Source organism: Achromobacter sp. 77 (genome assembly GCF_020541125.1).
Lineage (GTDB): Bacteria > Pseudomonadota > Gammaproteobacteria > Burkholderiales > Burkholderiaceae_B > Achromobacter > Achromobacter mucicolens.
Map to the genome: position 1 here is coordinate 5,669,855 of NZ_CP059848.1, position 12,071 is coordinate 5,681,925.

Below are 12,071 nucleotides of genomic sequence, written 5' to 3' on the forward strand. Positions count from 1 at the left end.
ACGCTGGGGCCCCGCAGCCGCGAGCGCGGCCCGCGTGCCCTACAATCGCGGCCATGCCCGCCCCCGTTTGCCCCATCGACCTGCCCGCCCCGGAAACGCTTGCCCGGACGCTCGCGGACCGCCTGCCCGCCTTCCAGGACATTGCCTGGACCCGCAGCACCGGATCGACCAATGCCGACCTGCTTGCGCGCGCGCGCTCGGGCGCCGGCGCGGGCAAGCCCTGGCTGCTGGGCACGCATCTGCAGGAGACCGGCCGGGGCCGCGCGGGCCGCCCGTGGCAGAACCGCTCGGGCTCCACGCTGATGTTCTCGTGCGCATTCGACGTGCACCTGCCGGCCACGCAACTGGCCGCGCTATCGCCGCTGGCCGGCGTGGCCGCTTGCGAAGCGCTGCGCACCGTCGCCGGGCCCGAGCCGCGCGGCCTGTGCATGAAATGGCCCAACGACGTCCAATGGCACGACGCCAAGCTGGCCGGCATCCTGGTGGAAACCACCCGCAATCCGGGCGGCCGCGACGCCGGATACACCGTGGTGATCGGCATGGGCGTGAACCTCATCGATGCGGCCGAGCTGTCGCTTGCCCTGGGCCGCGAGGTCGCGGACTGGACTCAGGTGCAGGCCGGCGCGGCGCACGCGGCTGCGGCCGCCGACCTGGTCTGCGCCAGCGCCACCGCATGGCACGAGGCGGTCCGCACGCTCGAACGGGAAGGCTTCGGCGGATTCCGGCAGCGTTTCGACCAGGTGGACGCCCTGGCGGGCCGCAAGGTGAACGTGCTGGACAAGGGCGCTATTCTTCTAAGCGGCACCGCCTGTGGCGTGGACGATCAAGGCCGCCTGCTGGTGCAAACGCCCGAGGGCGCCACACCGATCTCGGTCGGTGAAATTTCGATTCGACGCCAAGCATGATTATTCTCATCGACTCCGGCAACAGCCGACTCAAAGTGGGTTGGCTGGACGCCAGCAATCCGGACATGCCGCGCGAGCCCGCGGCCGTCGCCTTCGACGGCCTGGACCTGAACGCGCTGGATGACTGGCTGGCCGCCCTGCCGCGGCCGCCGCTGCGCGCGTTGGGCGTGAACGTCGCCGGCGCGGCCCGCGGCGACGCCATCGCGGACATCCTGAGCAAACACGGCTGCGCGGTCACCTGGTCGCTGTCGCAAGCAACGACGCTGGGTCTGGTCAACAGCTATCGCACCCCCACCCAGCTGGGCGCCGACCGCTGGGCATCGCTGCTAGGCGTGCTCTCGCGCCTGCCGGGCACGCATCCGCCTTTCGTGCTGGCCAGCTTCGGCACCGCCACCACCATCGACACCGTCGGACCGGACAACGTCTTCGCGGGCGGCCTGATCCTGCCGGGCCCGGCCATGATGCGCACCTCGCTTGCACACGGCACGGCCAACCTGCCCATCGCCAACGGCCAGGTCGTGCCCTACCCCACGGACACGCACGAGGCCATCGCCTCGGGCATTGCCGCGGCCCAGGCCGGCGCCGTCGTGCGCCAATGGCTGGCGGGCCGCCAGCGCTACGGCCAGACGCCGCAGATCTACGCGGCCGGCGGCGGCTGGCCCGAAGTACATCAAGAAATCGAACGCCTGCTGGCCGATGCGGGCGGCGCGTTTGGTGCGACGCCCGTTCCCGTCTACCTGGACCATCCCGTCCTGGACGGGCTGGCCGCCGTGGCGCGCGCCACGTTGAACACCTCTTTCTGACGAAGGTCCGGCATGCGCGTGCTCTTCATCCTGATCCTGCTTGCGAACCTGGGCGTCTTTGCGCTGGGACAGGGCTGGCTGGGCGCCCGGCCCGAGGACGAGGGCCGGGATGCGCGGCGGTTCAGCCAGGAATTGAACCCCGGCGCCGTGACGCTGACGCCGCGCAAAACGCCTTAACTAGCGCCCTGAAGAGCGCCCTGACGAACGCCCTGACGAACGCCTTACCGGCGCGCGGCCGGCTCGTCCAGCCAGGGCGCCAGCGCGGCCATCGTGCGCGCCGTCGCGCCGGCGTGCTGGTCGAACCAGGCCCTGGCCGCCTTGCTCGCCTGCCGCCTGCCGTCCGTATCGCTTAGCAGCGCCATCGCGGCGTCCACCGCTTGCGCCGGATCCGCCGCGCGGCGTGCCGCGCCGGCCTCGATGGCATCCTCGGCCGCCTGCTTGAAATTGAACGTATGCGGCCCGACGATCACGGGCACGCCCGCCGCGCAGGCTTCGATCAGGTTCTGGCCGCCCAGCGGCGCAAAGCTGCCCGCCACGATCGCCACATCCGACGCCGCGTAATAAAAAGCCATTTCGCCCAGCGTGTCGCCCACCAACACGGCCGTATCCGGCGACGCGGCCCCGCCCGCCGAGCGCCGTTCGAACGGCACTTTCGCGTTCGACAGCAGCCCCGCCGCTTCGTCAAACCGCTGCGGATGCCGCGGAATCAACAGAAAGAGGGGCGCGCCCGGTGCGGCCGCGTGGCGCTTGATTGCCGCGATGAACGGGGCGTCCTCGCCCTCGCGCGTGCTGGCCACGGCCACCACGGAACGTCCCAGTTGCGCACGCCAGGCGTGTCCTGCCTCGACCTGCGCGGCCGGCAGCACAAGGTCAAACTTGAGATTGCCGGTGATCTCGGCCGCAGGCGCCCCAGCCTGCGCCAGCCGGCCGGCATCTTCCGCCGTCTGCGCCAGTACTTTATCCAGACCCGCCAGCGCCTCGCGCATCACGCTGCCCATCCGGCGCGCCTGCCGTAGCGACGACGCGGAATAGCGCGCGCTGACGAGCGCCATGGGTACCTTGGCCTGCCGGGCCGCTGCCAGCAGATTCGGCCAGATCTCGCGCTCCATCAGCAGACCGCAGCGCGGACGGTGCGCCGCCATGAAGCGGCGGGTCGCGCCCGGAAAATCGTAGGGAAGCCAGGCTTGGCGCAGCTGTCCCTGGGCGATTGCGTCCTTGAAGAGGCGCTCGCCCTCGGCGCGGCCCGTCGCCGTCGTGTGCGTCAGCAACACAGGCAGGCCTTGCGCCAGCAACGCGTTCAAGAGCGGCAGCGCGGCCCGAGTCTCACCCAGGCTGACGGCATGCACCCAGACGGGGTTGTCCGGTGACTGCGAGGCGGGCTCGGGGCGGCCGAAACGCTCGGGAGAAAAGATTTCCCAGCGGCCGCCTGCGCGTTTGGCCCGGCGGGCCATCCACAGCCAGATCAGCGGCGCGAGGGTCCGCAGCGCCAGCGTGTAGACGCCGCGGTTCATGTCACTGCGCGGCGAGCGCCTGCTCGACCGAGGCCATGACGGCCTCACGCGACGGCGAGGCGCCGCGGTCGCCCAAGCTGGCGGTGTAGTTGGATCCGACCAGCGGGGTGCGTACCGGCGTGGATGCGCGGTAGATGCCGATCGTGGGACGGCCCAACGCGGCCGACAGGTGCGTGAGGCCGCTGTCCAGCCCCACCATCAGGCGCGCGCCGGCAAGCAGCTTGGCCACCGCGGTAAGGTCCATGCGGGGCATCACCTCGGCCCCTTCCATGCCGGCCACCAGCAGTTGGGCGCGTTCGGCTTCCTGTTCGTTGCCCGCCAGCAGCTTGAGCGTGCAGCCGGCCTCGCGCAGGCGGCGGAACACCACGCGCCAGTCCTCTTCGGGCCACAGCTTGTCGTCGCGGCTGGCCGACGGCATGATCACCGCATAACCGCGGTCCGTGTCCAGGTGGTGCAGCCGGGGCAGCTCGGCGGCGTTCAGGCCGCCGCTGCCCACTTCCACGACCGGCTCGGGGGCCTGCGTGGCCTGGCGCGCAAAGGATTGCAGCCCAAAATCCGGCAGGCCGGCGTGCTGGTAGCCGAACGTCAGGCCGGCCAGCTTGCGCTGGCGGATCACGGCGGGCTGCCAGAACTCGACGCGATGACGCACGTTGTAGAACAGCGAGGCCAGCGGTTCGCGCGCCGACCGCCAGTCCAGCCCGTGCTTGACGCCCTGCGTCTGGCGCACCAGCCAGGCCGATTTCAAGAGGGCCTGCATGTCCAGGACGATGTCGTACCGCACGGCGCGCAGGCGCTCGCGCAGCGCGCGGCGCTCGGCCCGCACCTGGGCGGACCACCACGACTTACGCCAGCGCCGGTGCGCGACCTTGATGACTTCGTTGACGGCGGGATGCCACGTCGGGATCTCGGCAAACGCTTCCTCGACGACCCAGTCGATCTGCGCGTCCGGCACATGCCGGGCGATATCCGTGATCGCCGGCAGCATGTGGACGAGGTCGCCCAGAGAAGACGTGCGGACAATGAGAATGCGAGTGGGCATCAAGAAGAATGCAATGGTTCAGGCCGTGTGCAAGCGTCGATCACGGTTGCTTGGACCAATTGAAAGGCAATGGAAAATCCCGCGAATTCCGGCAATTTACAACAAACCGCCGGATCCATGCGCGCCCGGTGCCTTGCCTAGGGTTCGAACTTTGATGGCCGATAGCCCAGGTCGCGCTGAGCGTCGTCATGCGCGAACACCAGGTCTTCATTCATGCGTTCGGCCATGCCGACCGACCAGTGCCTATAGCGCGGCACGAGGCGCACGCCGGCCAGCGCAAGCTTGAAGATGCCCAGCGGCACGGTCAGGATGCGCGGGCGCTTGCCCATCGCCGCGAACACCCGGGCCACCATCTGCCGGTATTGCAGGGTTTCGCCGCCCGACAGGTTGTACGCCTGATTGGCCGCCGCCGGCGCGGTAACGGCCGCAACGCTTGCCGCCGCGATATCGGCGGCCTTGACGGGCTGCCTCAGCCCGCGCGCGGCGCCAAACACCGGGAACATGCCGAACCGGCGGATGAAACGGGCAATTTCGGAAATGTTGCCGTCGTGCTCGCCCCCGTAGATCAGGGTCGGACGCAGGATCACGTACTCGACGCCGGCCGCTTCGGCCCAGGCGATCAGCGCGGCCTCGGCGTCGATCAGCTTGCGCGCCAGGGCCTGTTCGGATTCCACCGAAGACGACGTCTTCGTGAACCGGCTGGTCGAGGACAGGGCGACAATTCGCTTGGCCCCGCTGGCGCGCAGCGCGTCGAAATACTGCGGCAGGATCCAGATGGGCGCCAGCGACACCCATACCGGAATGTCTTGTTCGCCAAACACCGATTCCGGCTTGCCGCCGGCCTCGGGAAGCGCGCGCCACTGGACGCCATCGTCCGCGGACGCGGCGCGCCGGCGGGAATAGGCGATGGGCGCGAATGATTGGGCCTTCAGTTCGCTCAGCAGCGCGGCGCCCACCAGGCTGGTCGCGCCCAGCACGCCCACGCGACGCGTATCGGTGACGGCCATCATGACGATGCCTCCGTGCGCGCGGAAACGTCCGCCATCGCTCCGGACCCGGCCTCATGCGCCTTGGGCGTGTACTCCGGCACCCATCGCAACAACCCGGCGCGCACGACTTCGTCGCTGTAGGTCTTGCTGCTTTCGAGCCATTCGGTCAATTCACGCAGGAACGCCGGCGGCACGGGCCGCGAGCGGGCGATGCGCAACTTGGTATGCGGCGTCGGCCGCGTCTGTTCGCAATCGGCCAGCAATTCTTCATAGAGCTTTTCGCCCGGCCGCAACCCGGTGAACTCGATCCGGATCTGCTCTTCGTCGTACCCCGACAGGCGAATCATGTTGCGTGCCAAATCCACGATCTTGACCGGATACCCCATGTCCAGCACATGGATCTCGCCCCCGTCGCCCATGGCGGCCGCCTGCAGCACCAGCTGCGCGGCTTCGGGAATGGACATGAAATAGCGGGTGATGTCCGGATGCGTGACCGTGACCGGCCCGCCGTGCTGGATCTGCTGATGGAATTTCGGGATGACGCTGCCGGTGCTGCCCAGCACGTTGCCGAATCGGACGATGCCAAAGCGCGTCCCGCCCTTTTCGGCCTGGAAGGCCTCGCACACCATTTCGGCCAGGCGCTTGGTTGCGCCCATGACATTGGTGGGGTTGACCGCCTTGTCGGTGGAAATCAGGACGAAGCGTTCAGCCTTGTGCCGCTGCGCGCACTGGGCCACGACCAGCGTGCCGCCCACGTTGTTGCGCACCGCCTGCCACGCGTTGTCGACCTCCATCAGGGGGACATGCTTGTACGCGGCGGCGTGGAAGATCACCTGCGGCCGGTAGCGCGCAAAGATCTCGTCCATGCGGTCGGCGTCCTTCACGTCGCCCGCCAGCGTGATCAGGCTGACGCCCGGCCAATGCGTGGAAAACCATTGTTCGATCTTGTAGAGCGCGTATTCGCTCGTTTCGACCAGCACGACGCGCGCCGGCGCAAAGCGCACGAGCTGATGGCAAAGCTCGCTGCCGATCGACCCGCCGGCCCCGGTCACGAGCACGGTGGTGCCCCGCAACAGCGTGCTGACGTGGGCCGAGTCGATCTCCACCGGGTCGCGGCCCAGCAGATCCTCGATCTCGACAGGCCGCATCTGGCTGATGGCGACGCGCCCGCTCATCAGGTCGTCCACCTCGGGCAGCACAAAGACCTGCGCGCCCGAATGCACGGCCAACTCCGTCACGCGGCGCTTGACGTCGGCGGACGCGTCCGGCATGGCCAGGATGATGTGCCGCGCCTTGAACTCCTGCAACACGCTGGGCAGGCGATCCAGCGATCCCACGACGGGATAGCCGCCCAGCTCCCGGCCCCACTTCTTGGGGTTGTCGTCGACCAGCGCGACGACCTGCCAGTCCGGGCTGCGCTCAAGCTCGCGCACCAGCGAAGCGGCGCGCATGCCCGCCCCCACCAGCACCACGGGTTTGCCTTGGGCGATCAGGCCGCCGTACAGCCGGTGCTCCTTCCACATCCGCCACGCCGCCCGGCCGCCGCCCATGAACAGGAGCAGCAGCAGCGGGTACAGCAGGAACAGCGAGCGGGGAATCGAAAACGAGGGGGGAACCAGGTTGGCGACGATCAGCAGCGCGATCGCCGAGACCGCCACGGCCTTCAGGACGCGCTTCAGGTCGGGCAGGCTGGCGAAGAGCCATATGCCGCGATAAAGACCGGCCCAACGGCAAGCGATCGCGTGCACGATCAGCAGCAGCGGCAGGCCGAACAGCATCTGGTTGCCGTAACCCACCGGCCATTCGAAATTGAAGCGCAGTAGAAAGCCCCCCACCCAGGCGACGAGGGCCGCCAACAGGTCGAACAGAAACACCATGAGCGAACGAAAAGCGATGGGTAATGGCACGGTTTACGTCCAGCGACGTCCAGTTAAAGGATTGACGACAAATTCGGTCAAAACGAATCAATGGCTCAGCGCGGTTCCCGGGGGATACACCGTGTCCGCGGGAACGACCACGCCATAGCCCGCACAGCAGCCCGCCTGAAGCCAGGCGCCCGCGCCGACTCTCACGCCGCCGGCCAGATGCACGCCGGTGCCCAGGTGCGCATAGTTTTCCAGATGGGTATCGTGATCCGCGGTGCTGTGCGCGTTCAGGATGGACCCCGTGCCAATATGGGCGCTCGCCCCCACCATCGCCATCGCCAGGATGGCCGTACCTGCCTCGATGGTGGCGCTGGGACTGACGCAGGCCGCCGGATGAATCACCGTCGCCAGGGGCAAGCCCGCGGCTTCGATGGCCTTGACCCAGCCGGCGCGCAACGCGTTATTGCCGACCGCCGCAATCGCTTGGGCTTGATCGGCCGCCAAGCCGCTCAGGCCGCTCAAGCCCGCCAGATTGGACACGACCTTGCGGCCCGCGGTCTCCTGCAAGGCGGGCCAGCGGTCGTCCACAAACAGGATTTCCTGCCAATGGCCGCTGAGCTCGGCGGCCTCGGCCACCGCGCGTCCGTGCATGCCCGCCCCGATAATCACTAGCGATCTCGCCATCGTCTCTTGTTGTCCCTTTTTGTCACCCCAAACGAGCGGCATCTGCCGGAAACTCATGCCGCTCGTCATTGTGGGCGTTTGGTCTTCGTGGTCTCAATCCAAGACTCGAAATGAAAGTGTAGCAATACGGCCGCCACGCAAGCGGACCGGGAAAAACACATAACTGAGGTTGCCTCAGTGCCGTCTTATGACGCCTGCGGATGGTGACCGGGGTTCTCGGGCACGCCCGCCTTGCAGCCTATCGCAAGCGCCAGCAAAGGGCCATACGCCAAAGGCACGCCTGCCAGCGGCGAGAGCCAGCCGCGCGCCACGCAAAGCGCGATGGGGAACAGCCAGAACACATTCAACGCAATCACCGTCAGCAGGACCGGCTTGTGCGCGCCGAAGCGTCGCGTGGCGTGCTGGTACGCGTGCATGCGATGCGCCAGATAGACGCGCTCCCCGCGTCCCAGCCGTCGCAGCAGCGTCCAGGTTGCATCCACGGCAAAGACGCCCAGCAGGATCAGCCAGGCCCACAACAAGGCCGGTTGCTGCCACGCGCCGTGCAGCGCCAGGCCACCCAGGACGATTCCCAGAAAGCTGCTGCCGGCATCGCCCATGAAAATGCGCGCCGGCGGGAAATTCCACAACAGAAATCCCGCCACGGCCGCAGCCAGCAGCAGGGGCGCCACAATGGCGCCTTCATGGCCGGTCAGAACGTAGATCACGCTTGCCCCGACCGCCGCGCAGATCGCCTCCGAGGCAGCCAGGCCGTCGATGCCATCCATGAAGTTGTACAGGTTGAGCAGCCAGACCAGTGCAAAAACACCCAGCACGCTTGCCACGGCCGCCCAGAACGCGGACGCCTGGCCCAGCGCTTCCGCGGGCAGCCCGCCAAACCAGGCCATCAGCCAGGCCGCGCTGCCGAAATGCACCAGCAGCCGCCAGCGGACCGCGACATGGCCGCGGTCGTCCAGAAATCCGATGATGGCCACGGCCGTGCCCGCTCCGCCCAACGCCACCGCGGTCACCGCAGGCAGCAGGCCCAGCCAGACGAGCACCGGCAGGCCGAGCAGAAAGCTCAGCACAAAGGCCACGCCGCCGCCGCGCGGGGTGGTGACCACATGCGAACTGCGGCTGTTCGGGACGTCAAGCAGCCTGCGGCTGGCCAGGGCATACCGGCGCAGCGCGCCGGTAAGTACCCAGGCCAGACCCAAGGCCGCCGCCAGAATGCACCAGAAAATCACTGTAGGCATGATTCAGCAGTCAGGTGACGGTTCAGGATTTCGACCACACAGTCCGGTTCACATAATCCGTGTAGCTCAACACCACGCGCACGACCTGCTTGGAGACCGGTCCGCCTTCGTAGTCCTTGACCACGGGAATCACGCGCTCGCCGCGGCGATGCTGGCTGGTGACCACGCGAACCGCGTCAGCCACCCGCTCGGCCTTCAGGCCGCTCATGATCAACGTGCCCTCGTCCATGCCCTCGGGACGCTCGTGCGCATTGCGCACGGTGATGGCCGGCAGGTTCAGCAGCGACGCTTCTTCCGTGATCGTGCCGCTATCGGACAGCACGCAGAATGCGCCCATCTGCAGCTTGATGTAGTCAAGCAGGCCAAACGGCTTGACGAAGCGGATCAGCGGATGGTCCAGCGCGTCACCCAACGCCTCCAGGCGCTTGCGGGTGCGCGGGTGCGTCGACACGATGATCGGGTACTCGTACGTGTCGGCCAGGTGGCGCAGCGTGTCGAGCAGATCGCGCAGGTTCTGCGGCGTGTCCACGTTTTCTTCGCGGTGCACGCTGACCAGGAAGAACTTGTCTTCGGTCAGGCCCTCGCGCGCCAGCACGTCCGACTTCTGGATGTCGTCCATGTAGTACGCCAGCACTTCCTGCATGTGCGAGCCGGTCTTGATGATCGTCTCGGGACGGATGCCTTCGGCGATCAGGTAGCGGCGCGCATGCTCGGTCAGCACCATGTTGATGTCGCTCAGGTGGTCGAGCACCTTGCGGTTCAGCTCTTCGGGCACGCGCTGATCGAAACAGCGATTGCCCGCCTCCATGTGGAACACCGGAATCTTGCGGCGCTTGGCGGCGATCACCGCCAGGCAGGTGTTGGTGTCGCCGTACAGCAGCAGCGCGTCCGGCTTTTCCTGTTCGAAGATCTCGTCGGACTTGATGATGACGTCGCCGATCGTCTTGGCCGCGGTATCGCCCGCTGCGCCCAGAAAATAATCCGGCTTGCGAATCTGCAGGTCGTCGAAAAACACCTGATTCAGTTCGTAGTCGTAATTCTGGCCGGAATGCACCAGTACATGATCGACCTGCGCATCCAGTTCCGCGATGACGCGGCTCATCTTGATGAGTTCCGGACGCGTGCCGACCAGCGTCATGACCTTAAGCATCGATCTGCCCCCGGATGTATTCCAGATTCAACAGCAGCTTCTTCACACCTTCGACATCCAGTCGCTCCGTGTTGTGCGACGTGTAATCGTCCAACTCGGAAATCTCGGTTTCGCCTTCGACGAAATACTTCTTGTAGTTCAGGTCCCGGTTATCGGCGGGAATCCGGTAATAGCGGCCCATGTCTTCGGCCTTTGCCATTTCCTCGCGCGAAATCAGCGACTCGTACAGCTTTTCACCGTGCCGCGTGCCGATCACCTTGAGCGGGCTGTCACCGCCGATCAGTTCCTTGAGCGCAACCGCCAGGTCGGCGACGGTGGAAGCCGGCGCCTTCTGCACAAAGATGTCGCCTTGCTTGGCGTGCTCGAACGCATGCAGCACCAGGTCCACCGAATCCTCGAGCGACATCAGGAAGCGCGTCATGTTGGGATCGGTGACGGTAAGCGGTTCGCCCGTCTTCAGCTGGCTGATGAACAGCGGAATCACCGAGCCGCGCGAGGCCATCACGTTGCCGTAGCGCGTCGCGCAGATCACCGGACCGTTATTGACGGCGACGCGGGACTTGGCCACCACCAGCTTCTCGGCCATTGCCTTGGAGATGCCCATGGCGTTGATCGGGTACACCGCCTTGTCCGTGCTCAGCACGACCACACGCTGCACGCCCGCTGCAATCGCCGCGTTCAGGACGTTTTCCGTGCCGAGCACGTTGGTCTTGACCGCTTCCATGGGATAGAACTCGCAAGACGGCACCTGCTTGAGTGCCGCCGCGTGAAACACATAGTCCACGCCGATCATCGCCTGGGCGATGCTGTCGTAATCGCGCACGTCACCGATGTGGAACTTGACCTTGTCGTCGGCCAAGGCAATGCGCATGTCCTCTTGTTTTTTTTCGTCGCGGCTGAAGACGCGGATCTCTCGCACATCAGTGGAAAGGAAACGCTTGAGCACCGTATGTCCAAAGGACCCGGTGCCGCCGGTAATCATGAGAACTTTATTGTCGAACATAAATTAACCATTCAATCCGTTAGGGAACCAGGCGATGCGCGTGCATTTCACGAATCAATTCCGGCCACGAGGGAGGCACATAACCCGTCGCCTGCAAGAGGCGCGTGGCATCCAGTGACCGGTCGATCTTCAATTGATCATCTGCAATGATGTCGATGTCCTTGCCATACACCTGCGCCACGAGCTTCAGAAGCGAATACTTGTCGATCGGCGCAACGGCGCAGTGATACAGGCCGTGCAGCTCAGGATGGGGAATCACGAAGTCCTTCATCACCCGCGCAAGCTCGGTGGTCGGCAGGCCGGAAAACACGGCGTGCGTGAATCCCTTGACGGGGCCCGGTTGCGACAGGAACCAGTCCACCAGCGCCACATTGCTGCCCAATTCGTGACCGATGATCGACGTGCGCAGCGTGATGGCGTTGACGTCGGACGTCACCTCGCCAATGTACTTCGACTTGCCGTAAAGGTCCTCGGCATCGGAAGGGTCCGATTCCAGGTACATCCCTTTGCGACCATCGAACACGCAGTCGGTGCTGACGTGGATCAGGCGGGCCGACGCCAGCGCGCACAGGCGCGACAGCCGGTGCGGCAGCATGGCGTTCACCGGCAGCGCCGCCAAGGGATCCTTGGCATCGGCAAGCTGCTTGATCAAACCGACACAGTTGATGACCACGTCCGGCTTGACCCGGGCCATTACCGTCACGAGGGAATCATTATCCAGCACGTCGACGCCGGTCAGCAGATTATTGCGATGGCGCTCATCGAAATGGCGCAGGCCAGCCGCACCGCGCAGCGTCCCGTACGTCTCGAATGCCGGATCGTCGCTGAAGCGCGAAAAAACCGCGCTACCCAGCATGCCCGTTACCCCTAGAACCAAAATTTTCATG

12 protein-coding genes are annotated in these 12,071 nt (G+C 66.1%); 3 read left to right on the forward strand and 9 right to left on the reverse strand.

What is annotated here, in order from left to right; all coding sequences use genetic code 11:
* Positions 1 to 53: 53 nt before the first annotated feature.
* Genes H4P35_RS26190 through H4P35_RS26200 form a run of 3 tightly spaced genes read left to right on the forward strand, consistent with a single transcriptional unit; the run spans position 54 to position 1,885 of the window.
* Entirely contained in the window at positions 54 to 905 is an 852-nt protein-coding gene (locus tag H4P35_RS26190; protein WP_226847556.1) for a biotin--[acetyl-CoA-carboxylase] ligase, read from the forward strand.
* On the forward strand, positions 902 to 1,708 hold the full coding sequence (locus H4P35_RS26195; RefSeq protein WP_226847557.1) for a type III pantothenate kinase: 807 nt from the start codon (positions 902 to 904) through the stop codon (positions 1,706 to 1,708). Before H4P35_RS26190 ends, H4P35_RS26195 begins: the two co-directional genes overlap by 4 nt.
* A 12-nt stretch (positions 1,709 to 1,720) precedes the next feature.
* Positions 1,721 to 1,885, forward strand: a complete 165-nt coding sequence (locus H4P35_RS26200) for a hypothetical protein (protein WP_174245407.1) — start codon at positions 1,721 to 1,723, stop codon at positions 1,883 to 1,885.
* Positions 1,886 to 1,929: 44 nt separating this feature from the next.
* Here H4P35_RS26200 and H4P35_RS26205 read toward each other — a convergent pair whose 3' ends face one another.
* The 9 genes from H4P35_RS26205 to H4P35_RS26245 form a co-directional block, all read right to left on the reverse strand.
* A complete protein-coding gene (locus H4P35_RS26205; protein ID WP_226847558.1) occupies positions 1,930 to 3,219 on the reverse strand; it encodes a 3-deoxy-D-manno-octulosonic acid transferase in 1,290 nt (429 codons plus the stop codon).
* 1 nt (position 3,220) lies between these two features.
* Complete coding sequence (waaC, locus tag H4P35_RS26210) at positions 3,221 to 4,258, reverse strand: lipopolysaccharide heptosyltransferase I (protein ID WP_062838855.1); 1,038 nt, start codon at positions 4,256 to 4,258, stop codon at positions 3,221 to 3,223.
* A 137-nt stretch (positions 4,259 to 4,395) separates the two neighbouring features.
* The gene (locus tag H4P35_RS26215) at positions 4,396 to 5,268 is read right to left on the reverse strand and encodes an NAD-dependent epimerase/dehydratase family protein (protein WP_200952227.1); all 873 of its coding nucleotides are present in this window, start codon (positions 5,266 to 5,268) and stop codon (positions 4,396 to 4,398) included.
* Positions 5,265 to 7,124 carry a nucleoside-diphosphate sugar epimerase/dehydratase gene (locus H4P35_RS26220; RefSeq protein WP_226849541.1) on the reverse strand — a complete coding sequence of 620 codons (1,860 nt, stop codon included), beginning with the start codon at positions 7,122 to 7,124 and terminating at the stop codon, positions 5,265 to 5,267. Before H4P35_RS26220 ends, H4P35_RS26215 begins: the two co-directional genes overlap by 4 nt.
* An 87-nt stretch (positions 7,125 to 7,211) precedes the next feature.
* On the reverse strand, positions 7,212 to 7,763 hold the full coding sequence (locus H4P35_RS26225; protein WP_233461890.1) for an acetyltransferase: 552 nt from the start codon (positions 7,761 to 7,763) through the stop codon (positions 7,212 to 7,214).
* Positions 7,764 to 7,981: 218 nt separating this feature from the next.
* Positions 7,982 to 9,031, reverse strand: a complete 1,050-nt coding sequence (locus H4P35_RS26230; protein ID WP_056327195.1) for a glycosyltransferase family 4 protein — start codon at positions 9,029 to 9,031, stop codon at positions 7,982 to 7,984.
* A 22-nt stretch (positions 9,032 to 9,053) separates the two neighbouring features.
* On the reverse strand, positions 9,054 to 10,181 hold the full coding sequence (wecB, locus tag H4P35_RS26235) for a non-hydrolyzing UDP-N-acetylglucosamine 2-epimerase (RefSeq protein WP_056327194.1): 1,128 nt from the start codon (positions 10,179 to 10,181) through the stop codon (positions 9,054 to 9,056).
* Entirely contained in the window at positions 10,174 to 11,184 is a 1,011-nt protein-coding gene (locus H4P35_RS26240) for a polysaccharide biosynthesis protein (protein WP_056327192.1), read from the reverse strand. Before H4P35_RS26240 ends, wecB begins: the two co-directional genes overlap by 8 nt.
* Before the next feature lie 19 nt (positions 11,185 to 11,203).
* Positions 11,204 to 12,070: an SDR family oxidoreductase gene (locus H4P35_RS26245; RefSeq protein ID WP_226847559.1), complete on the reverse strand. Its 867-nt coding sequence runs from the start codon at positions 12,068 to 12,070 to the stop codon at positions 11,204 to 11,206.
* Between the last annotated feature and the right edge of the window lies 1 nt (position 12,071).